At 57.7% G+C, this 23,092-nt stretch carries 14 protein-coding genes; 12 read left to right on the top strand and 2 right to left on the bottom strand.

The annotated features are described in order from the left end of the window. Positions 1-144: 144 nt before the first annotated feature. From IVB42_RS00515 to pimD, 7 genes are all read left to right on the top strand, one after another. A complete protein-coding gene (locus IVB42_RS00515) occupies positions 145-1,380 on the top strand; it encodes an IS701 family transposase (protein ID WP_247469618.1) in 1,236 nt (411 codons plus the stop codon). 596 nt (positions 1,381-1,976) lie between these two features. Further along, positions 1,977-2,825, top strand: coding sequence for an acyl-CoA thioesterase II (locus IVB42_RS00510; RefSeq protein WP_247469616.1), 849 nt, complete (start codon positions 1,977-1,979; stop codon positions 2,823-2,825). Positions 2,826-3,252: 427 nt separating this feature from the next. After that, positions 3,253-4,125 (top strand): acyl-CoA thioesterase II, encoded by an 873-nt coding sequence (gene tesB / locus IVB42_RS00505; protein ID WP_247469620.1) that lies wholly within the window; start codon positions 3,253-3,255, stop codon positions 4,123-4,125. A gap of 842 nt (positions 4,126-4,967) precedes the next feature. After that, positions 4,968-6,026 carry a phosphotransferase family protein gene (locus IVB42_RS00500; RefSeq protein WP_247469614.1) on the top strand — a complete coding sequence of 353 codons (1,059 nt, stop codon included), beginning with the start codon at positions 4,968-4,970 and terminating at the stop codon, positions 6,024-6,026. Positions 6,027-7,291: 1,265 nt separating this feature from the next. After that, complete coding sequence (locus IVB42_RS00495; protein WP_247469612.1) at positions 7,292-8,425, top strand: mandelate racemase/muconate lactonizing enzyme family protein; 1,134 nt, start codon at positions 7,292-7,294, stop codon at positions 8,423-8,425. A gap of 1,099 nt (positions 8,426-9,524) precedes the next feature. Then, a complete protein-coding gene (gene pimC / locus IVB42_RS00490) occupies positions 9,525-10,712 on the top strand; it encodes a pimeloyl-CoA dehydrogenase large subunit (protein ID WP_247469609.1) in 1,188 nt (395 codons plus the stop codon). Between the two features lie 67 nt (positions 10,713-10,779). Continuing rightward, positions 10,780-11,922, top strand: coding sequence for a pimeloyl-CoA dehydrogenase small subunit (gene pimD, locus IVB42_RS00485; RefSeq protein ID WP_247469607.1), 1,143 nt, complete (start codon positions 10,780-10,782; stop codon positions 11,920-11,922). 722 nt (positions 11,923-12,644) lie between these two features. Here the strand turns inward: pimD and IVB42_RS00480 are convergent. Beyond that, entirely contained in the window at positions 12,645-14,297 is a 1,653-nt protein-coding gene (locus tag IVB42_RS00480; protein ID WP_247469605.1) for an MFS transporter, read from the bottom strand. 467 nt (positions 14,298-14,764) lie between these two features. Further along, positions 14,765-15,241: an Lrp/AsnC family transcriptional regulator gene (locus tag IVB42_RS00475; RefSeq protein ID WP_247469603.1), complete on the bottom strand. Its 477-nt coding sequence runs from the start codon at positions 15,239-15,241 to the stop codon at positions 14,765-14,767. A 131-nt stretch (positions 15,242-15,372) separates the two neighbouring features. On the opposite strand from IVB42_RS00475, the gene IVB42_RS00470 reads away from it, so the two are divergent. From IVB42_RS00470 to IVB42_RS00450, 5 genes are all read left to right on the top strand, one after another. After that, entirely contained in the window at positions 15,373-16,905 is a 1,533-nt protein-coding gene (locus IVB42_RS00470) for an NAD-dependent succinate-semialdehyde dehydrogenase (protein ID WP_247469600.1), read from the top strand. A 10-nt stretch (positions 16,906-16,915) separates the two neighbouring features. Next, the gene (locus tag IVB42_RS00465; RefSeq protein WP_247469599.1) at positions 16,916-18,313 is read left to right on the top strand and encodes an aminotransferase; all 1,398 of its coding nucleotides are present in this window, start codon (positions 16,916-16,918) and stop codon (positions 18,311-18,313) included. 472 nt (positions 18,314-18,785) lie between these two features. Further along, positions 18,786-19,919, top strand: a complete 1,134-nt coding sequence (locus tag IVB42_RS00460; RefSeq protein ID WP_247469598.1) for an ABC transporter substrate-binding protein — start codon at positions 18,786-18,788, stop codon at positions 19,917-19,919. Further along, complete coding sequence (locus tag IVB42_RS00455) at positions 19,904-21,658, top strand: ABC transporter permease subunit (protein ID WP_247469597.1); 1,755 nt, start codon at positions 19,904-19,906, stop codon at positions 21,656-21,658. Before IVB42_RS00460 ends, IVB42_RS00455 begins: the two co-directional genes overlap by 16 nt. 81 nt (positions 21,659-21,739) lie before the next feature. Further along, positions 21,740-22,813 carry an ABC transporter ATP-binding protein gene (locus IVB42_RS00450; RefSeq protein WP_247469596.1) on the top strand — a complete coding sequence of 358 codons (1,074 nt, stop codon included), beginning with the start codon at positions 21,740-21,742 and terminating at the stop codon, positions 22,811-22,813. The last annotated feature ends 279 nt before the right edge of the window (positions 22,814-23,092 follow it).

The following is a 23,092-nucleotide window of genomic DNA, read 5'->3' as shown; positions in this document are numbered from 1 at the left end:
CAACCCGCACACATCATCGCATGGTCCTTCTGGCGCAGAGCTCACCAGGCTGCCGCTCAACGCGCCCACTTCAAATCAAAAAAGCAACTGTAATGCTAGCATTACAGTTGCTTTGTTTGCGGGCTTCTGAATCCATGGGCAACCATGATTCGAATGTCGTGGACGCGCGCCGCGTCGATTGAGGAGACGCTTGCGTTGTGGGCGGCGTCGCTTCGAGAGGTCAAGCAGCGGATACGTCCGTTGTTCACGCAAGAGCGTGTGGCGACGAATGCAGGCCTGTTCCTGGAAGGTCTGCTCGGAGATGAGCAGCGCAAGACCGGTTGGATGCGCGCGGAGGCGGCTGGCGATCCCGGCCCATGGCGGCAGCAGGCGATCCTGGGTCGCGGGGATTGGGACGCTGATGCCCTGCGCGACATCGTCCGGGACTATGTCATCGAGCACTTGGCAGATGACGATGCGGTGCTCGTGATCGACGAGACCGGCTTTCTCAAGCAGGGTAAGTCCTCGTGCGGAGTGGCGCGGCAATACACTGGTTCGGCAGGGAAGATCACGAACTGCCAGATCGGCGTCTTCGCTACCTACGTTTCGCGTCATGGTCATGCGTTCATCGATCGCGCGTTGTATCTTCCGAAGGAATGGACCGACGATCCAGATCGTCTGGAAGCCGCATACGTGCCTGCCGATGTCGGCTTTGCGACCAAACCAAAGCTTGCGACGAAAATGATCGCACGTGCGATAGCCGCGTCTGTACCATTCAAGTGGGTTGCCGGTGACACCGTCTACGGTGTTGGCGATATCGAACAGCAGCTACGGCGGGCACGCAAAGGCTATGTGCTCGGTGTCAGCAGCTCTCATGTCTTCCGATCCTGGGGCAAGCGACAGCCGGTCTCCGGCAAGGCCGAAGACATCGCCCGGACGCGGCGCCCGTCCGACTGGAAGCGATTGTCGGCGGGAGCCGGAACCAAAGGACCGAGGCTGCATGACTGGTGTTATCTCGAACTGGCCGATCTCGAGGTCGACGAATCCAACACTGCAAATCAAGGTCTGTGGACGCGCGGTCTGCTGATCCGTCGCCATATCGCTGATGGCGATCTCGCCTTCTTCACCACCTGGTGTCCAGCGGGAACGTCCATCGAAACGCTGGTGGCGGTCGAAGGCCATCGGTGGGCGATCGAGGACAGTTTCGAAACCGCGAAAAACGAATTCGGGCTCGATCACAACGAAAGCAGGTCCTGGCATGGCTGGCATCGCCACGTCTCCCTGGTGATGCTCGCCTTCGCCATGATGGCGGCGATCCGCCATCGCGCCAATCCGCCACCGCCCAAAAAAACAAAACGCCGCCACCCGGCAAAAGCCAAAGCACACCCACGCCGCCGCTGATCCGTTGGTCAATCCAGGAAATCCGCCGCATCGCCATCAGGCTTGCTCGAAAGCGGATCCAACCCGCGCATGTCATCGCATGGTCATTCTGGCGCAGAGCCCACCAGGCTGCCGCTCAGCGCGCGCATCTCAAAGCAAAACAGCAACTGTAATGCTAGTGTGAGGTAATTTCAAAGGACCATCATCGCCAAACGTTCGGCACGAGAGGCGACGGGTGTCCTTCGCGTCGTTGTCATGCTCAGTCGCGTCCGGTTTCAGATCTATGTTCGGAGCGCGACGCTAGGGTGTAAGTATTTCGTCGGCGCGGCACAAAGTAGATGGATTTGCATCTCCTCTGGCCTGCACAGCGTTTTATGGCACGCCGATTGCTGCAGCGAGCGTAAAGCATCGTTGCGAAATGCCGATGGCCCGAGAGTTCATGAGACGGTCTCGATATATCCAAGTCAATACCCTAGACAGCAGCACTGTCGCGTGCCGTCCCGCAAATTTGCGTTTGCGTCGTGCGGTTCGAAAGAACGCCCCGAAATCGCGAAAGTTTTAGGTTCACGGCTGTGTGCCACCCGGGGCGGACGTCAAAGAAAACCGAAAGCACATCAATGTCCGAAAGCCTGATCGACCTGCTCGCTATCTTCGACGTGGAACCGATCGAAACGAACCTTTTTCGTGGCAAGAGTCCGAACACCAACGCGCAACGGGTGTTTGGCGGCCAGATGATCGCGCAGGCGATGATCGGGGCATGCAGTACGGTCGAGGGTCGGCTACCGAACTCGCTGCACGGCTATTTCATCCGGCCCGGCGACCCCCAGGTGCCGATCGTTTACCAGGTCGAGCGGCTGCGTGAGGGTAAGAGCTATTCGACGCGCCGCGTCACCGCCATCCAGCATGGCAACGCAATCTTCTCGATGGTGGTCTCGTTCCATGCCGGGGAGGAGAGCGCGTTTCACCACCAGGACAAGATTCCCCGAGTGCCGCCGCCGGAAAAGGTCATAGCGGGGAAACTGCCTAAGCAGCCGATGTATTGCGAAACGACGGAGTTCATCCGCCGCTATTACGCGATAGAGTTGCGCCCGGTCGAGATCGGCCGTTATGTCGGTCAGAAAATTGACGGCGGTCGCGTTCATATCTGGATCAGGGCCGCAGCGAGGTTGCGCGACGATCCAGCGCTGCATATGTGCGCGCTTGCCTATGCCTCCGATTACTCTCTGCTCGATGCGGTAACGGCGCGCTACGAGCGCCCACTGTTCGACAAGAGGCTGATGATTGCAAGTCTCGACCACGCGATGTGGTTCCACCGCCCGTTTCGGGCCGACGAGTGGCTACTTTACGCCAAAGAGTCGCCGAGCGCGCAAGACGGACGCGGTCTCGTGCGCGGCTTAATCTTCAAGCCTGACGGCACGCTGGTCGCGTCTGTCGCCCAGGAAGGTTCGGTTCGCGAGCGACGCTGAGCCTTCAGTATAGACGTGCGATGATCCCAGCGCCGTCGATCCTCCGGCACGTGATGCGTTCATGTCTCTTTCATGTGCCTTGTCGTGTTCGGGCGGTGTCTGGTTGGCAGCCCGACAGTAAGCGGAAGTGTCGTTGCCGAGCACATCGATTTCGCAGCTGTTCAAGTATACCGTCGTGGCACGGTGATTGCTAGGGAGCATCATTGGAATGGTCGACGCGGTAGTCTCGCTCGCACGAGTTCACTAGGAATTCTCGATCTGTCCAATTCAATATAGTCGCAGTTGGGGTTCCTTAGCTGCGAAAAGATGGACGAAAAAAAAGAATCCCCTCGGGGTGGCGCGAAAGAATGCCAGCTCTCGAGAGCTCGGCTTCGTCACTAGGCCGGCATGCCGGGGAATGATGCCGAGGAAGAACGAAAGCGCGTCAATGTCAAAAACCTCGATCGATCTATCCGCCATCTTCGACCTTGAACCGATCGAGGTGAACCTGTTTCGCGGCAAACACTCGAACACTCGCTCGCAACGGGTGTTCGGCGGCCAGGTGATAGGGCAAGCGATGGTCGCGGCATGTCGCACCGTCGAAAACAGGCTGCCGCATTCGCTGCATTGCTATTTCATTCAGGCCGGTGACCCGCAGGTTCCGATCATCTACGAGGTCCAACGGCTGCGCGATGGTAAGAGCTATTCGACACGGAGCGTAACCGCGATCCAGGAGGGTAAGCCAATCTCTTCCATCATGGTGTCCTTTCATGCAGGCGAGCAAGGCGCCTTCGACCACCAAAACAACATGCCCGATGTTCCGCCGCCAGAAGGGCTCACCGCCGAGGAATTATCCAAGCGGCCGATGTTTCCTGACATGCCGGAATTCATCCGGCGCTATTATGACTTCGATCGACCGATTGAATTGCGTCCGGTCGAGATTGGCCGTTATGTCGGTCAGAAGATCGACGACGGCCGCTTCCATATCTGGATCAAAGCCGCAGCAAAGCTGCGCGATGATCCCGCGCTGCATATGTGCGCGCTGGCCTATGCCTCAGATTTGTCGCTGCTCGATGCCGTAATGGTGCGTTATGGCCGCACTCTGTTCGACGGGCACATGATCTCGGCGAGCCTCGATCACGCAATATGGTTCCACCGCCCGTTTCGGGCCGACGAGTGGCTACTTTACGCCAAAGAGTCGCCGAGCGCGCAAGGCGGACGCGGCCTTGCGCGCGGCTTGATCTTCAAGCGTGACGGCACGCTGGTAGCGTCCGTTTCTCAGGAGGGCTCGGTGCGCGAACGTCGTTCGGTTTCCAATTGAGCAAAAACGTTCGGCGATCGGCAGTCATGCGTCTCACCCACGCCAGCAGGATTGCGATCAGGCCAATCAGCATCTGCGGCTGCGTGGATCTTCGTGCTGTGCCCTCCGCTCGCGCGGCCAATAACTTGCTTGCGCTCCCACTTTTTCTGCTCGCTGCCGAGCGGTGCGCTTTTACGTGCGTGGCGTCGATCATTTGCGTGTCCGTAGCGCGCGTCAGGCCAGCAAGCTCCCGGAACAGGATTTCCCATACCCCACGTCACCCAGCGCACGAAGCGATTGTAGATTCTAGCCGCAGGATCACACGAGCGGCAGCGACTTCTCAAAAGATGAACGACGCCGGTGATGACGCGGAGATCATCTGCAGGCTGAAACCCCGGGGACGAGGACGTTCAGTTCCCCCTCCGACTGTTCGTCACTCACGCAAGGTCGCAGCCCGCTTCCACGCGAGTCAAGATCGTATTGTCAGCGCAGAGAAAAGAGGCCTGACCCTAGTCAGTTTCAGCTCCGCCCGTTCGCATCGCCAAAAAGATTGACTTTTGCCTCCTGTCTGGCGGCTTGAGATCCGCACAAGAGGTTCGAGGACAGTGAGTACTGTTGAATTGGCATCTAAAGACGAACCAGCCCGTGAATCAACGACCAAGCGACGCAGACCTTGCGCCTGCGCGTCCACGAGGAGCGGAATCCGCCGCGACCAAACCACGACGCGTACCACGCGTCTGATAGCCCGATGAAATGCAGTGCCGCCTGATTGTCAGACTTGGACTTCCGAAGTATGCAACTGCTCGGGTGATTAATGAGAAGCGGCCACGCGGGACGCTTCAAGAAATTCGAGGAGCGTCACCTTGGCCGACGGCGTCAGGAAGGACGAGGAGTTTTCGGGCACGAGACCCGTCGAAGAGCGACATCGCATCGACGAGATCCGTCTTGATCGTTGGATGCGCAAGCATGTCGAGGGCTACTCCGGCCCCTTGACCGTCTTACAGTTTAAGGGAGGCCAATCCAATCCCACCTACAAACTCGACAGCCCCGGCCGCTCTTACGTGATGCGCAGAAAGCCTTTCGGAAAATTGCTGCGGTCGGCGCATGCGGTGGATCGCGAGTTCCGTGTCATCTCGGCGCTCGCCGATCAGGGCTTCCCGGTCGCGCATGCATTTGCGCTCTGCACTGACGATGCCGTCATTGGCACGACCTTCTACATCATGTCGATGGAGGACGGACGGGTCTATTGGGATCCGACCTTACCGAGCGAGCCGGTCGAGATGCGACCGAAGATTTTCCGCAGCAAGATCAAGACTCTCGCGAAGCTGCACATGTTTGATCCCGATACGATCGGCCTTGCGGACTTCGGAAAGGCTGGCAATTATTTCGCGCGCCAGGTCGATCGCTGGACCAAGCAGTACCGCGCCTCGGAGACGCAACATATTCCGGAGGTTCAAAAGCTGATCGAGTGGCTGCCGAGCACGGTCCCCGAGCAGAAGCGTGTCTCCATTGTGCATGGCGATTATCGGCTCGACAACATTGTCTTCCACGCAAGGCAGCCGCGCGTGATCGCGGTGCTCGACTGGGAATTGTCGACGCTCGGCGATCCCATGTCCGATTTTACCTATCTGTTGATGCAATGGATTAGGCCGGGGCTTGCGACCGCCGACCTGAAGGCGCTCAATATTCCTAGCATGGACGAGGCCGCGCAAATCTATCGCGACTACACGGGCAGCGAGCTGCCGGATTTGAACTGGTATTTTTCGTATAATCTCTTTCGCTTAGTCGGCATGACCCAAGGCATCGCAGCCCGGATCCGAGATGGCACAGCCGCCAATGCCAAGGCGATCGAAGCTGCCAAGCGCACCGTGCCGCTCGCGAAAGCGTCATGGAAATATGCGCAGAAGGCGGGCGCGAGGTAATGGAAATCGTTGAAACGAGCTCGATGTTAGGAAAGCTCTAAGTGACCAGTTCTTGCCATTAAGGTCAATAAAGTCGGCCAAGGGGCGTTGTTGGTCCGTTGAACCTCGGCTGAAGCTCGTGCGCCGCGGTTCGCGTCGAAATAGCAATAGCCCTTCTATCAAATGTACTCCTTATCAGAGTAGGTAGTGTCTCGATCAGAGTAGGTAGTGTCTCGATCAGAGTAGGTAGTGTCTCGATCCTTGTTGACGGTGTACAGCAATACTATGACAGCATACGCTATGTCGCAGGTCACAGCTGGACGGAGTACAGACATGAATATCGTAGTTGATCCGCTGCACGTCCCATTGCTGCAAGTATATGATCATGCCGCCGCCGCGAGGAGAAAGACAGGATCCGATTTCCATAAGTCTGTCGCGATCGCGCTGACTAGATCAACAAAGGCGCCCACGTCTCCAACTTTAAAGCTTGATCGCTCCCAAACAAAGTCATGCGATAGATTTTGGATGATAGGCCTCGACAAAAACCACGAGGTCGCGTTTTGTAGGTTGTTCGAGGGTATGAGCTTTCTCGCGCCAACTCTAGAGATCATCTTACAGAGGTGTTTAGCGCTGATCTGCTTCAGAAGGCACATCTTCACGACTTTATATAGCACCAAGCGCGAAAGATGACCGTTACAGTAGCCTTCCATGTGGTTTGGCTGTGAACAGCATCTTCAAAGGTAACCCCCAAAATGATGGCAAGACTAGCATTGGACCGCTCTTTTCCCATGGCTTCGTATTTTGCGTTGTAGGATCGATGGCAGCCGGACCGGTCCTTGCGCAATACGGACATGCGCATCAATGACGGCTGCGATGTCGGCTGAGGCTCTCAAAGCGTCCGGTACTAACTACCGCGGCGATGATTGTGTCCACGAGCACCGCGCGGCTCAACGGGGATCCCAACTCAGGCATCTAAGGACTTGCGGGTGTCCGGTGATGCACAGCGAGAGGCAGTGCTTCGCTGCTCCCCTGCCGCTGCCTCGACGACGGCCATTGCCCCACCGTGGTGAATACCGGCGCTCTTCATGCATGAACGGTCGGTATTCTTGTCAAGTTGCTGACAGCTTAAAAGATCTGACCTTCAATACATCGATCATCGTTTCCTATGTGCGAGCATTGTCAAAGGCAAAGCTTAATGCGTTTGAAAGCCGCAGCACGGCCGGTATCTATTTAGAAGCGGCTGCTCTGAGTGAGGAGCGCAGCAGGACTGGAACAAGGCAAAGCCGATGAAGATTACGAGCGTTCGCACTCATATCCTTCAAGCCGCGCTGTCGGAGCCTCTTGCCTCCGCGCGTGGCTGGTACGATACGCGTACAGCGATGCTGGTCGAAATCGAGACCGACCAGGGTCTTGTTGGCTGGGGCGAATGCTACGGACCGGCGAGGATGACGGCCGCCGTGGTCGAGAGCGTCGCGCCATGGCTAGTTGGCGAAGATCCGCTGCGCACAGAGTATCTCTGGCAAATGATCTATGCGCGCCTGCGCGATCACGGCCAGAAGGGTGTCGTGATAGAGGGGTTGAGCGGTATCGATATCGCGCTCTGGGACCTCAAGGGCAAGTATTTTAGCGTTCCCGTGCATCAGCTGCTCGGCGGCGCGCAGCGGAGTCACATCGTCGCCTACGCGGCTGGCCTCCACCGACGCAAAGCTGACGACCCGAGCCGGTATCTAGCTGAGGAGGCAGCGGGCTACGTCGCGGAGGGATTCTCGGCGGTGAAGCTCAAGGTCGGCTTCGGTGTCGAGGAGGATGCGGCCGCGACACGCGTCGTGCGCGAGGCGGTCGGGTCAACTGTGTTGCTGATGGTGGATGCGAACCACGCCTTTGACAGCCTCGCAGCGATCCGTCTGGGGCGGATAATCGAGAAATACGATATCGGCTGGTTTGAGGAGCCGGTAGCGCCAGAGGATCTTGCCGGCCACCGCGCGGTAAAGGGGGCGATTTCGATCCCGATCGCAGGCGGAGAATGTGAGTTCACGCGCTTCGGGTTCCGCAACGTGTTCGTCTCGCGCGCGCTCGATATAGCGCAGCCCGACATTTGCGCGGCCGGCGGTTTGACCGAATGCAAGAAGATCGCCGATATGGCAGAAGCGTTCGGCGTCCGTTACAATCCGCATGTTTGGGGCACCGGGATTGCAATTGCCGCGTCGCTGCATTTGCTCGCCGTTCTGCCGCCGCACACGCGGTCCTCGCCCATACCCGTGGCGCCGTTGCTGGAGTTCGACCGAACCGAAAACCCGCTCCGGCAGGCGATTTTCACCGAGCCCATCGAGCACACTCGCGGCATCGTCGCTGTGCCTAACGGGTCGGGATTGGGCATCGAGATCGATCGGAAGGCGCTGGCCCGATTTGCTAGGCGGTGATGCATCAGCCGCTGCGCGCGACCCCAGCATTGCTGATTGGCTTGAGTCTCGCCATCCCTGCCACACATCTGATGTTTTCGGGCAGACGGCGAGCGATGCTTCCGCGTCCTTGCTCACGTTCAGGTCGTGCCCGGTGTTGGATCAGCATTGATAAGCAAGCGGATCGAAGAGCCGTTCGGCTGGATGATGATGTCGGTGGTCTGCTTAGGACAATCTATTGCGGCAGACGGCTCGTCGAACCGGCTGGCAGGTCGGCTATGGGAGCGTCGAGGACTGCGCGCGTCGGAAGGCGTCCTGGACTGTCCTCGCAGGGCCGTCGTGCCGAAAACGCCTCAACTGCGCGACCGCCAGCATTTCGGCAAACCTGAGGCTTCTGCATCCGTCCGTTCTCATGACCACAGGGCTCGAAACGGCAGTCGAACGTTAGTCCACATCGATCCGCATCGAGCTGAGAGATAATGAAGGCTAGCAAATTTGAATCCGTTAGCCGTGCGGCAATGGAAATAACGGTCCACTCTCGATGGTTGTCCGATCTCTGACAGCGTACCATTTCTGTTCGGTTCAAAACGGAGGTCGTTGTTTGCGAAGTACGAGTCATTCTCAAAACGAATCAGAAGTTTAAAGCGCTCGAACGCGGCTGGCACGAGCGTTGCTACAGAGAGGTGGCAACCCTGAGAAGGGGCGGCTGAATGCATTTGGAGCACAGGACGAGCAATGCTTCGCTCCCGTAAACCAGGGTGCGGCATTCCTGACGGAGATAGAATGCGGGAATAGCTGCGCAAGCGTTAACGCTCGCTTGATGGGGGCAAGACGCCCTTGGTGGGACAAATCGCGTTTTGCGACAAATTGAACAGCGGGAAGTTGAGCGTGGACATAGGACGCTTTCATCCAACAGGTTCGCAGAGGCCAGGAAGGAGAAGTTCTTGGTGTCGCCACGCAAGGGCGCTAGGAACAGGCGGATGCTTTGCCCTTCGTCAGTCCCGCCGATCCTCTTCGCGTTCAGTTCTAACTCACGTCGAGGCCTCTTCCGATTGGTAAGTATGGAGAGCGTTTCGCCATCGTAGCGCGTCCCGAATTAATTCGGTTGCAGGAGAATCCGATGGATGTTGTATTCACCGAGGAAGAACAAGCCTTCCGGCAGGAAGTGCGGCAGTTTCTACGCGACAATGTATCGCCGCAGATGCGGCACAAGATGATCGAAGGTCGCCATGTGTCGAAGGAGGAAATGGTTACGTGGTGGCGCATTCTCAACAAGAAGGGGTGGAACGTAAGTTCCTGGCCGAAGGAATACGGTGGCACAGGCTGGAGCTCGGTCCAGCACTACATCTTCAGGGAGGAGCTGCAGATGTATCCTGCGCCGACGCCGCTCGCCTTTGGCGTCGGCATGGTCGGCCCGGTCATCTACACCTTCGGTAATGAGGCGCAGAAAAAGTATTACCTGCCGCGCATCGCAAACGTGGATGACTGGTGGTGCCAGGGCTTTTCGGAACCCGGCGCTGGCTCGGATCTCGCCTCGCTCACGACCAAGGCCGAACGCAGGGGCGACAAGTGGATTATCAATGGCCAGAAGACCTGGACCACGCTCGCGCAGCATGCCGACATGATCTTCTGCCTATGCCGCACCGATCCCCGCGCCAAGAAGCAGATGGGTATCTCCTTCATCGTGTTCTGCTTGAATTCCAAGGGCGTGACGGTGCGTCCGATTCAGACCATCGATGGTGGCCATGAGGTCAACGAGGTCTTCTTGGACGACGTCGAGGTGCCCTACGAAAACCTAATCGGCGAGGAGAACAAGGGCTGGGACTACGCAAAGTTCCTGCTCGGCAACGAGCGCACTGGCATTGCACGGGTCGGCGTCTCGAAGGAGCGCATCCGGCGCATCAAGGAGGTGGCTTCTTACGTCAAAAGTGGCGGCCGGCCTATGATCGAGGATCCCGCGTTCCGGGAGAAGCTGGCTATCTCCGAGATCGAGTTGAAGGCACTGGAGCTCACGCAACTACGCATTGTCGCTGACGAAGGCAAGCACGGCAAGGGTAAGCCAAATCCAGCGTCTTCCATGCTTAAGATTAAGGGCACACAAAGCCAGCAGGCTGCGACTGAACTCTTGATGGAGATGATCGGGCCATTCGCTGCGCCCTACAACGAACATCCCGAGTCTTCGTACGAAGCGATGGACTGGACCGCACAGATCACGCCGAGCTACTTCAACAACCGCAAAGTCTCGATCTACGGCGGCTCCGACGAAATTCAGCGTAACATCATTGCCAAGGCGGTGCTGGGACTCTAACTCTTCTTCCATCCCCGCAAATAGGGACCCCCAAGAGTCCAGATCCGTCGCCAGGAGAAGCTGAGATATGGACTTCAATTTGTCCGAGGAGCAGCGGCTTCTCAAGGAAAGCGTCGATGGACTCTTGACCGATGTCTACGCTTTCGAGCAGCGCAAAAAATATTCGAAGGAGAAGGGCGGCTGGAGCAGATTGATCTGGAGCCGCTTTGCTGAGCAGGGTCTGCTCGGACTTCCCTTTGTAGAAGCCGATGGCGGGTTTGGTGGCGGCGGCGTGGAGACTATGATCGTGATGGAAGCGTTCGGCCGAGCGCTTGTGGTCGAGCCCTATCTCGCCACGGTTGTGATTGGCGGCGGCTTCCTGCGCCGTGGCGGTTCGAACGCGCAGAAGGCAGATCATCTGCCTGGGATCATCGACGGCAGCAAGACCTTCGGATTCGCGCAACTTGAAAAGAACTCTCGCTATGATCTGAACGACGTGACCACCTCCGCCAAGAAGAGCCGCGATGGATGGGTCATTGACGGCGAAAAATTTGTTGTGCTCAATGGCGAGAACGCCGACACGTTGATCGTCACCGTGCGCATCAAAGGCGCTCAACGCGATAGAGGCGATATCGCGGTGCTTCTGGTGCCTGGCGACGCGAGAGGCATCTCCAAAAAGAGCTACCCGACCCAAGATGGGCTGCGCGCCGTCGACATCAGCTTCACAAGGGTCGAGGTGGGCAGCGCAGCGGCAATCGGCGATCCCGAGAATGCGCTGCCGCTTATCGAACGGGTGGTTGACGACGCCCGGACCGCGCTTTGCGCGGAAGCGGTAGGCCTGATGGACGAATCGCTGGGGACCACAGTCGATTATATGAAGACGCGAAAGCAGTTCGGGGTGCCAATCTGCTCGTTTCAGAGTCTGCAGCACCGCGCCGCGGACATGTTTGTGGCGCTCGAACAGGCGCGCTCCATGGCGATGTACGCCACCATGGCGTGGGATATCGATAATGCTGCCGAGCGTGCAAAAGCGGTTGCTGCGGCTAAAGTGCAGATCGGGAGGAGCGGAAAATTTATCGGCCAGCAGTCGATCCAGCTTCACGGCGGGATAGGCATGACCATGGCGGCTAAGGTGGGCCATTATTTTAAGCGGCTGACCATGATCGAGAACACCTTTGGGGATGCCGACTATCACCTTCGTCGGGTGAGTGAGACGGGCGCTTTGGTGTGATTGGTGACACTTAGGAAGCTAGGCGTTTAGTTCCGGCATTTGCTAGAGCGGGTTAAGTGCGAATCGTTTTGCTGGGAGCCGAGCAATTGCAGATGTAGTCGTAAAGTGTGAGACACCTTCAGTGTCCTCAGCCGCCGAGTGTAGTTGGTGTGATTGGTGACACTTAGGAAGCTAGGCGTTTAGTTCCGGCATTTGCTAGAGTGGGTTAAGTGCGAATCGTTTTGGTGGGAGCCCAGCAATTGCAGATGTAGTCGTAAAGTGTGAGACACCTTCAGTGTCCTCAGCCGCCGAGTGTAGTTGCTGGCGTTGATGAAGTCGGCAAGGTTTGCTTCGAGCCGATCGTGTCGGTTGTATTGACGGTCTTGGAAGGTTGCTTCCTTGATCGAGCGTTCATACGTCTAACTGGCAAACAAATGCTTGAGCGACAAGTAGTCCTAAGCAATTTGGTGTCGTATTAATACCGATCGCTATTAGCCGATCGTTCGTCGGGCCTGTATTTGCTAGACCGCACCCAGATTCCGCTCGAGCTTTTCAAGATCCTGCTAGGGCTAGTAGCATCAGAATAGTTGGCGATTTCGGTCCGCGTTAAATCTGACTGACATAAGTGAGTATCTGGGGAAGTGGATGACGGGGGGAGCCAAGCGCAACGGCGTCATCGCAGCCGGGGGGTTGAATGCGGTGCAATGGAAGGGACGGTTAGTGCTTGCGCCGCCGACCAACAACTAGAGCTCACTCGCGGCGCGGTCGGGCACATCATCGTTCCAGCGTACCGATCCAAACGGACGGACCAGCATACGACGGATACGCACTGGCTCAGGCCCGATATGGAAAGCCATTGCCTTCTCATCTAATGCACGTTCCGACTGGGTCCAGCGGTTGCGTTGGCGCAAATAGTCGAGCCATGTCGGGCAGTGATAGCGCTCAGTCCACAGCTCGGGGTCGGCGATATCACGCGCAATTGACCAACCATAGGCCCCGTTGCGTTGTCGGTAGAGCTGCACATCCTGCATGAGGTTGTGGAAGGCTCGGGCATTCTCCAAGGCCACCCGATATTCGAGCTCAACCACCAGTGGGCCGCTCCGGTAGGTCAGCGGGAGCCGCATCTTAGGATCGGCAAGCATCTCGGCGCCCTCCCCGCGCTCGGTGATGGCCGGCATGCGCAGCCAGCGCCCAAGCAGCGGCAAGAGCAGCATCAGTCCGGCAGAGATGAGCAGCGTGACGTCGACACCGACGGCATCGGCTAGGCGACCCCAGCCCCAACTGCCAACTGCGAGGCCCCCAGAGAACGCAGCCTGCCAAGCCGCAACGGAGCGGCCCGCAACCCAGCGCGGAGCGGAGAGCTGCACGCCAATATTGAACAGCGTCCACACGATGGTCCATACGGCACCCGCTAAAACCAGAGCTGCGGCTGTTAAGACCGAATTGTGACTGAGCGCGACCGCCGCGATTGCGCCGCTCATGGACAGTGTGCAGGCACGAACCGCAGCCTCGCCACTCATACGCCTGCGCATTTCGCCGATGTTGAGAGCTCCTACTACCGCGCCTAACCCGAACGCACCTAGCATGATGCCGTAAGTCTGAGCGCCCCCGTCCAACAGGTCGCGAGCGACCAGCGGCATTAGCGCTTGGAGCGCGCTGCCGACGAAGCCGGTTATCATGGTGCGCGCTACCACAATCCTAATCGAAGGCGAATTGGCGATATAGCGTACGCCCGAAACAATGGCGCGGCTCAGGTGTTCGCGCGGTAGCCGCGACGGCTCCGCGATACGGTTCCAGAGGAACAACGCCACGATCAGTGGTAAATAGAGGAATGCGTTGATTGCGAAGGCCGCACCCGCGCCCGCGGTCGCAACAACAATTCCCCCGACCGCGGGCCCAAAGCTACGCGCGATGTTGTAGCTAATGCCATTGAGGGCAATCGCCGCCGGCAGCGTCTTTGGCGAAACCTGCTCGCTGACCGAGGAGCTCCAGGCCGGTCCCATCAATGCCATGCCACCGCCGACCACAAAGGAAAGCACCAGGAGTAGATCCGGCGTGGTAAGCCCCGACCAATCGAGCGCAGTCAACGCTGTCGCGCCGCAGAGCGCAATAAAGAGCGCAACGAGCATCACAATTCGGCGGTCATACATGTCAGCGATGGCACCGGCCGGCACAGCGATCAACATCACAGGCAGCAACAAAGCCGTCTGCACCAACGCAACTTTATCGGCTGACGATGTCATCTCTGTCATGGCCCAGGCCGCGCCGACCCCTTGGACAAGTATACCGAGGTTCGACAGCAAGCTCGCGATCCAAATCCGGCGGAAGGTGGGGTAACACAGCGGCGCCGCAATACCATTGACGCTAAAAATCTGAGGATCGGAAAGTTTCGTCATTTAGATCCACGGACCGTGCACCACGACCTAACCAAAGTCAGTGTTTGTCGCGGAACGCCGAAGCCAAATCGGACGAGCGGTTCCGGCCCACCCTCAAACATCTGAAATTCGCGTTGTCTGCCCGGTTCGTTTAGGAATTTGCTGCTTCTACCACGACCTGCAAAAATGATATCCAGATCAAGGAATAAATTTGTCGAGTTCTCTGACAGCTTTTTAGCATTGCTCCAGCAACGATCCGATCGGGGCGTCACAGCCGCAACGGCAGTTCGATTTGCTCTCAGATGTCCGCGACGTCGCCTCACTTGGCCGCCATTCCTTCTGCTGGAGCAGCCATGCTCCTCTGCCTCAGCGCGTATCAACATCCATAGATACTACAAGAGCGCGGGTGCTTGTTTCTCGCTTTGTGAGAGGATGGGCGATGAAAAAACGCGCGAGGCCTCGAAACAACGACCGCAAAGATACGAACATCAATCTTCGTCTGGAATCTCTACCGGAATCGCAAAACCAGTCTTTACACGATCCATAACAACCATCGTCTTGAACCCCTTGATGTCAGGGTTCTCATAGAAAAAACGCCGCGTGAATTGCTCATAATCTTCCATCGTCCGCGACGTAATATACAGAACGAAGTCGGCGTCCCCAGTGACGTAGAATCCGTTGACGACCTCAGCTGACGACTTAATCGCCTTCTTGAACCTGTCTATGATATCTGCGCGCTCGCGCTCGAGGCTTACGAGCACCAGCATCTGAATAGGCCTTCCTACCGCCTTTGCCGAAACAATCGAGACATCCGCCTCGATGATGCCGTCAGACCGGAGCCTCTTCAAGCGCCTTTGGCACGCAGTTGCAGAAAGCCCAGCCAGCTCGCCGATGATCTCAGATGTCAGCCGATTATTCTTCTGCACGATCTCCAGGATACGGGCGTCAGTTCGATCATATTGCATAAGTCCGGGGCTCCGTTGAATTCCACTGCCAAGCAGCGAGGTCCTGCAGGAAACCGTCTAAACGACGGTGAAATGCGACGCAAATCTGTCTCCAACATTAGTATCCTGATTGGCAGCAGAATTTCAACAAGATGACCGCCAAGGACTTCGAAATGGTGTTGCAAGCTGCCCGGCCTAAAAGTCCACCTCTGGTCGGGCTGGCTAAGAGGCATATAGACAATTTGCTCCGTCGAGATTTTATCGCGGGAGCTGCTCTGATCGATGGTCGCTGGATCGCGGGCGACCAAAGAGATGTTGTCATCGATCCGGCAACTGGCGAAGTCTTCGCTGAAGTTGCTCGCTGCAGCGCCGCAGACATGAATCTTGCGATCGACGCGGCGCAGCGATCATTTGCTCAATGGCGAGAGCTGCTACCAGAGAGGCGGGGTGCAATTCTCAGGACTTGGGCCTCGCTAATGCTCGCCCATGCGGAGGAGCTTGCGGTCCTCATAACGAGCGAGCAAGGCAAGCCGCTTGCGGAAGCAAGGTTCGAAATTGGATATGGTGCCGGGTTTCTCCAGTGGTTTGCCGCAGAGGGAGAGCGCGCCTATGGCGAGACGATCCCAAGCCATAAGCCTGGAAGTCTGCTTCAGGTCAGAATGCAGCCAGTTGGTGTTGCAGCGGCAATCACTCCTTGGAATTTTCCTGTCGCTATGATCACGCGAAAGGCCGGCGCCGCTATGGCGGCTGGCTGCCCCGTCATCGTGAAGCCTGCGCCCGAGACGCCGCTGTCGGCTCTTGCCCTCGCAAGATTGGCTGAGGAGGCTGGAGTTCCACGTGGCGTGTTTCAGGTGCTCGTCGGCAATCCGATCGAACTCTCGGAGCCGCTGTTGCGGGATGCACGGGTGCGAGCCCTTTCGTTCACCGGGTCCACAGAAGTCGGTCGGTTGCTACTGGAGTGGGCCGCGCAGACGGTAAAGAAGGTCTCTCTCGAGCTTGGGGGACATGCCCCCTTCATTGTCTTTGATGACGTCGATCTCGATAAGGTCGTCAAAGGTGCGATGGCCGCTAAGTTTGCCACGTCGGGGCAGGACTGCCTGGCGGCTAATCGGATCTACGTACAGAGGGGCGTTTATGGCGCCTTCGTTGAGAAGTTTGCTGCGGCGATCGCTCGGCTCGGGGTTGGCCATGGCCTGGAGGCTGCGACTGATGTCGGACCGATGACGAAGTCGTCCGTGGCCGAAAAGTGCAGGGCTCAGATTAAGGATGCTGCGGCAAAAGGGGCACGGGTTATTTCTGCAAAGCAAGATGAAGTCTTCGGGCCGAACTTTGTCGCTCCAGCGCTGCTGAGCGATGTCACTGACGACATGCTCATCTCAACCGAGGAGACGTTCGGCCCGGTCGCCGCGGTACTTCCGTTCGATTCCGAAGAGGAGGTTCTCGCGCGGGCCAATTCAAGTGAAATGGGCTTGGCGGCCTATATCTACACAGACAGCTTGCGTCGGGCGCTACGACTTTCTGAGAAGATCGAATACGGAATGGTCGGCATCAATACGGCCTCATTCACTGGACCTCCAATTCCGTTTGGAGGTTGGAAGCAATCCGGGCTCGGTCGCGAAGGTTCTCGATATGGCATTCAGGAATTCATGGAATTGAAGTACGTCTGCTTCGGCGACCTGGCTTAGGAGAAATGGTATGAACGAAATCAAGACGATCGCGGAAAAAGATCGCGCGGCTGTTCTGCATCCTTTCACCCAACTTAAGGATTTTGCCACAGGTAAGCTTGGTGATCCGACCATCGTCACGGGAGGAAAGGGTATCCGCATCGAAGACGCACAGGGACATACCTATATTGACGGGTTTGCTGGCCTTTACTGCGTCAACATTGGGTACGGCCGCACCGAGGTGGCCGAGGCGATTGCGCGCCAGGCCTATAAGTTGGCCTACTACCATACATATGCTGCCCACACGACGGACGAGCTGGCAAATCTGTCAGACCGCCTCGTGCGAATGGCGCCGGGTAAGCCAAGCAAAGTCTTCTACGGGCTATCCGGATCAGACGCCAACGAAACGCAAGCCAAGCTTGTCTGGTACTATAACAATTTGCGCGGTCAGCCGAAGAAGAAGAAGATTATCTCGCGCGATCGGGGTTACCATGGTTGTTCGGTAATTTCCGGATCTATGACGGGCATGTCGTTCTACCATGATCACATGGACCTGCCCTTTCCAGGCATTTTGCACACAGGCGCGCCTCACCACTACTGGGGTGCCGAGTCAGGTGAGACGGAGGAGGCGTTCTCTGGTCGACGTGCAGCCGAACTAGAAGAGATGATCGTGCGTGAAGGACCGGAAACGATCGGCGCCTTTATTGCGGAGCCGGTGCTGGGTACAGGAGGGATCACGCCCCCGCCCGATGGTTACTGGCGTGAAATTCAAGCCGTGCTTAGGCGCTACGACGTCTTGTTGATCGCCGATGAAGTGATTTGTGGGTTCGGCCGGACCGGCGCTGAGTTCGGCAGCACTCTTTATGGAATGGAGCCTGACCTTGTAACAGTAGCGAAGGGTCTGACTTCCGGTTATATGCCCCTCTCGGCAGCAATCGTCGGGCAGAAAGTCTACGCGGTCATGGAAGAAGCAGCCGATCGCGTCGGCGCATTCTCCCACGGATATACCTATTCCGGTCATCCGATTGCGGCCGCAGCTGCTAATGCCGTCCTCGATATTGTGGAGAAGGAGCGACTAAGCGAGCGCGCGAGAACCGTGGGTTTGCATTTGTCGAAGCGGCTGAAGGAGCGGTTCGCCCAGCTTGAGATCGTCGGTGAGGTAAGGGGAGTGGGTTTGCTCGGTGCCCTTGAGTTTGTCGCCGATCGGCAAACCAAACGACGCTTTGACCCGCAGCTCAAGGTGGGCGCCCGCATCTCCAAGGCGGCGCGCGACAAGGGACTCATCGCGCGAGCGATGCCGCATGGTGACATTCTAGGTTTCGCTCCGCCTCTCGTCGTTTCCGAATTTGAGATAGATGAGATCGTCGAGATCGCCTATCGCGCGACCAAGCAAGTCATGGACGAACTTGCGAAAGAAGCGGCAATTTGAAACGTCGCTTCTTGTCTTCCGATCTGAACCAACAGGCTTGTTCATTCGCGCACCTTTGACAAGTGTGTTGCAGCTGAAACGAGCTCAGCTGAGATCGCGTAGCAAGGTCCCCCTAGCGCTCGATAACATTCGCCTGCAGGCAGGAAGCATCATGATGGGATCCTACCGGAACTTCCTTCTGTGGGTCGACCGTGCGGTGTTGCGGCTGGCCTCGCCGGATAAACCTGTCGTGAGGCGGGCGGCGCGTGTCGGTTTGAAGAGCTAGCGGTGGAGGCGAGTTACGAGCCTGTGGTTGTAAAGCCGACATATTGCAATATTTGATGGTGGAATTGCGTAGAGGTGGCCCGGGATTTGCAGTTTTTCTTTGATGGGTCGCCATTCATTGCTGGATTTGCGCGCGGATGGCTCGCCAGACGGTCTAAATGATGGCGGGAAACGATGTAGTGCTTGGGTCAGTTTGGGGAGGAGTGTCATGATTACAAGTGATAGGGCTGGCCGTTTTCATCGCGGCACGAGCCGGCGCTCATTTCTTGGAACGTCGGCGGCTTTACTGAGCGTGCCGTTCGTCGCTAAGGCTACCGCTGCCTGGGCGCAGGACAAGCTCGCCGGCAGTGGCGAAGTTGTCGTCTTCAGCTATGGCGGATCGTACACGCAAGCGGTGAGAAAATACGTTTATGAACCTTTCACAAAGGCGACGGGCATTGCTGTGGTCGATGTGACCGCTGACATTGCCGAACCCCAAGTGAGAGCAATGTCTCGCGCCGGGCGCATCGACTGGGATGTCGCCCTGATTGACGGGCAGAACTTCCCGACTATGCATGAGGCGGGTTTGTTTCAGCCCATCGACTACGGTTTGTGGGACGAAGAAGCGCTCAAGGGGGCGCCGCAGAGTGCTCGCCTCAGTGACGCAGTCGTCGCATTCCGTTCAACGACATTGCTCGCTTATGACGAGCGTTCCTTTTCGAAGGGAGGACCGCAAAACTGGGCCGATTTCTGGAATGTCAAAGCCTTCCCAGGGCCGCGGGGCCTCAGTGCCGTCGCCAGGCATATGGTGTTGGCGCTCGCAGCTGACGGCGTGCCAAATTCGGATCGTTGGCCCTTGACCGATGACAAGGTCGAGAGGGCTCTTAAGAAGCTCTCGGAGATCAAGCCGAATGTCGCGAAGTGGTGGACGGCTGGAGGGGAGCCTGTTCAAGCGTTGATCAATCGGGAGTTCGTGATGACGAGCTGTTACGATGGTCGTGCGCTGTCGGCCATCCGTCAGGGGGCGCCTATTCGCATGGTGTGGAGCGGTGGCAATCTGGTCTATGTCTACTGGACGGTGCTCAAAGGCGGTCCTAACACCGCAAACGCACAAAAGCTGGTTGCTTTCCTGAACCGGGCTCAGAACGCTGCGGGCTTTACGCTTGGGACAAACCTGACAGGTCCCAATGTGAATCAGCTCAAGTATTTGCCGGCGGATCTTGTTCCCCTCCTCAGCATTACTGAGGAGAATGCATCCCAACTCGTGGCTCAGGATGATGCTTGGCTCGCCGCCAAGCGCCCTGACGGCCAGACCAATGTAGATCATCTCCAGGAGCGCTGGCTGGCATGGCGGGCACAGTGAGTTCCATCACGATCAAGGGCCGGGCGGAATCCTCGCGACCTTGGCCCACGCCTTGGGCTTGGCTGCTGCTGCCTGGAAGCATCTTCCTCGTGGTGCTCTTTGTGGTGCCGCTCACAGGTCTTCTGTTGCTTGCCTTTGGGATGCCGAGCTGGACGCTGGCGAATTTCTCGCGCATCGCAGACACGCCCGTCTATCTGACCGTGATGCGCAACACGCTGGAGATCAGCGTGACGGTGACTGCGCTCGCCTTCGTGCTGAGCTATCCCATTGCCTACGCTCTGACGACGGGCGGAGTGGCGTTGCGCACCTTTTTGCTCATCGGGGTCGTGCTGCCTTATTTTACCAGCACTCTGGCGCGGACCTTCGCCTGGATCGTCCTTCTCGGACGCAATGGCGTCGTCAACCAGTTCTTACTCGAGCTCGGCTGGGTGTCTCAACCAGTGCCAATGCTCTATAACCGATTTGGTGTAATCCTCGGTATGACCCACATTGTCATGCCGATGATGATCCTGCCGATGTATACGGTCATGTCCAGCATTGACCCGAAGCTTCTGCGCGCCGCGAGGTCGAATGGAGCGAGCCCGATCGCTGCCTTCCTCACGATCTTTCTGCCGCTTAGCCTGCCTGGTTTGATTGCAGGGGTTCTGCTCGTCTTCATCTATTGTCTCGGCTTCTACATTACACCTGCGTTGATGGGCGGGCTGTCAGACGTCATGATTACCATGGCGATCAGCTCGCAGATCCTGGAACAACTCAATTGGAATTTTGGTGCTGCGCTTTCCGTGGTCCTCCTGGTCGCCGTCCTGAGCGTATTGTGGCTCGGCTCGCGCTTCTTCCCGATTGAGCAGCTCCTGGGATTCTCCGACGGCAAGGTCGGTTCGACCACCTCCCGCCGCCAAATGGGTGCCCGACTGTTGATGCGTGTCGGCTCGGCAGCAAACACGCTCGACCGCTGGCTTCCTTCGACGAGAGGGCGAGGTGTCCCGATTCTGGCAAGCTTTCTGGCCGTGCTTCTCCTGCTGCCGGTCGTGATCGTCGCATACTTGTCGTTCAGCGCTTCGTCGTACTTCCTCTTCCCGTTGCCAGGCTACTCGCTGCGCAACTACGAGGCCTATCTTTTCGACACGCTTTGGCTGCGCGCGACCTTCACCAGCATCCGCATTGCGCTGATGGCGGCGGGCATGGCTACTGCGCTCGGCGGTGTGCTTGCCTTCGGGTTATCGCGCGGTGGGATGCCTGGTCGCGGAGCTATGATTGGGCTCGTGCTCTCGCCTATTATCATGCCTACAGTTATCGTAGCCGTCGCGACGTATTTCTTGCTCGCGCGGTTCGGGCTGCAGGGCACCGAGTTTGGTCTGGCGCTTGGCCACGCGGTCCATGCCATTCCTTACGTGGTGGTGATTGTGGTTGCCAATCTGCGCGACCTTAACCCGACTTATGAGCGTGCGGCCCGGAGCCTTGGCGCCGGGCCGCTGGCCACCTTTCGCACGATCATCGCGCCGCTGGTCATGCCGGCGCTGATCGTCGCCAGCTTCTTTGCCTTCCTGGCGTCGTTTGACGACGTGGTCTACGTGCTGTTCCTCGGCATCGGAAAGATCACGACCTTGCCGATGCGCATGTGGGAAGGCATCCGACAGGACATTAGCCCCACTATCGCTGCTGTGGCCACACTGCAGATGCTGATCGCGACGATTGTCATTCTCGTCGGTACCCTGCTTAGACGGCAAAAAAACTCCTGACTGCTCTGAACGGGCGCGCAGCTCAAACGAAAACCGATTGCGGATTGTACCAAGGGAGCTGAAATGTTGATGAGAGCGACCGTGAGCGGCAGTGACGTGAAAACCGGAGGTATCACACTACGTAACCTGCAGAAGCGTTACGGTAACGCGATGGCCGTCGACGACGTCAGTCTTTCCGTTTCGCCCGGAGAATTCATCTCCTTGCTGGGTCCTAGCGGATCGGGAAAAACCACAACTCTGATGATGATCGCGGGTTTCGAGCTGCCCAATAGCGGTCACGTTCTGCTCGATGACAAGGACATCACGCGCCTGCCGCCTCACCGCCGCGAACTGGGCGTGATCTTCCAAAACTACGCACTGTTCCCGCATATGACAGTCGCCGAGAACGTTGCGTATCCGCTTCGCATGCGGCGTATGGCAAAGGTGGAGATCGAAACGCGGGTACGCCGCATCCTCGATCAGGTGCATCTCGGTGCCTTGGACACGCGCTACCCCCACCAAATGTCCGGCGGTCAACAGCAGCGAGTGGCGATCGCGCGGGCCCTGGTCTTCGATCCGCCCGTTCTTCTTCTTGATGAGCCTTTGGGCGCGTTGGACAAGAAGCTGCGCGAGCATCTGAGGAACGAGATCAAGACGCTGCACAAGGAGGTTGGCAAGACGATGATCTACGTCACGCACGACCAGGATGAGGCGCTCGCCATGTCCGATCGGGTCGCGGTGATGCACGAGGGACGGATCCGCCAAGTCTCCGCGCCAAAGGACATTTATCGCCGGCCGGTCGACTTGTTCGTTGCGGGTTTCGTCGGTGAGGTCAATCTCATACCTGTTAAGCTCAAGTCAGGCATCGTGCATGGTCCTGCTGACAAAACCCTACCTGCTCCGCCATGGTCTGGTGCGGACAGGGATGCAACGCTATGCCTGCGGCCGGAGAATTTGCATCTGAACAAGGGTCTCGCCAGGTCGCCCGACGGCATCCAGGGAAGCATCGTCGGCATGACCTTCGTTGGAGATGCGACGATCTTCGAATTCCGCAGCGAGTCCGGATCGAGACTAACGTCCAAGGTGCTGAACGTATCCGCTGAAACAATGCCCGACGTCGGCGATCCATGCGTCGCCTCTTGGGCCGCGAGCGATGCAACCATTCTGACTGAATAGCTTTCTGACGTGGATTACCTGCGATGCCAATGCATTTAACCCGCTATGAACACGCATTGCCCCATGCTGCGCAAGAGGGAAGCATATGGTGATCCCGGGGCTCCCTCGATTGGGAAAAGGGGCAAATTGATGCCATCATGGTCGCCTGACATCCGGTCTCCACATGAAGCTGCGCCTCTCCACCCGCGCGGCTGGCGCAATCGGACTGCTGGATAGATCGATCCTACTTGAGGTCCGGTTCAGTTAATCTCGTGCCGAGCTCCAATTATCGTCAGAAAG

Source organism: Bradyrhizobium sp. 45 (assembly GCF_023073155.1).
In the GTDB taxonomy this organism is placed as follows: domain Bacteria; phylum Pseudomonadota; class Alphaproteobacteria; order Rhizobiales; family Xanthobacteraceae; genus Bradyrhizobium; species Bradyrhizobium canariense_D.
The sequence above is the reverse complement of the archived record's forward strand: the minus strand, read 5'-3'. Positions and strand labels throughout refer to the sequence as shown.

Coding starts and splice junctions, on each gene's coding strand:
- IVB42_RS00515 (WP_247469618.1), top strand. CDS start 145: ATGATTCGAATGTCGTGGACGCGCGCCGCGTCGATTGAGGAGACGCTT.
- IVB42_RS00510 (WP_247469616.1), top strand. CDS start 1,977: ATGTCCGAAAGCCTGATCGACCTGCTCGCTATCTTCGACGTGGAACCG.
- tesB (WP_247469620.1), top strand. CDS start 3,253: ATGTCAAAAACCTCGATCGATCTATCCGCCATCTTCGACCTTGAACCG.
- IVB42_RS00495 (WP_247469612.1), top strand. CDS start 7,292: ATGAAGATTACGAGCGTTCGCACTCATATCCTTCAAGCCGCGCTGTCG.
- pimC (WP_247469609.1), top strand. CDS start 9,525: ATGGATGTTGTATTCACCGAGGAAGAACAAGCCTTCCGGCAGGAAGTG.
- pimD (WP_247469607.1), top strand. CDS start 10,780: ATGGACTTCAATTTGTCCGAGGAGCAGCGGCTTCTCAAGGAAAGCGTC.
- IVB42_RS00480 (WP_247469605.1), bottom strand. CDS start 14,297: ATGACGAAACTTTCCGATCCTCAGATTTTTAGCGTCAATGGTATTGCG.
- IVB42_RS00475 (WP_247469603.1), bottom strand. CDS start 15,241: ATGCAATATGATCGAACTGACGCCCGTATCCTGGAGATCGTGCAGAAG.
- IVB42_RS00470 (WP_247469600.1), top strand. CDS start 15,373: ATGACCGCCAAGGACTTCGAAATGGTGTTGCAAGCTGCCCGGCCTAAA.
- IVB42_RS00465 (WP_247469599.1), top strand. CDS start 16,916: ATGAACGAAATCAAGACGATCGCGGAAAAAGATCGCGCGGCTGTTCTG.
- IVB42_RS00460 (WP_247469598.1), top strand. CDS start 18,786: ATGATTACAAGTGATAGGGCTGGCCGTTTTCATCGCGGCACGAGCCGG.
- IVB42_RS00455 (WP_247469597.1), top strand. CDS start 19,904: ATGGCGGGCACAGTGAGTTCCATCACGATCAAGGGCCGGGCGGAATCC.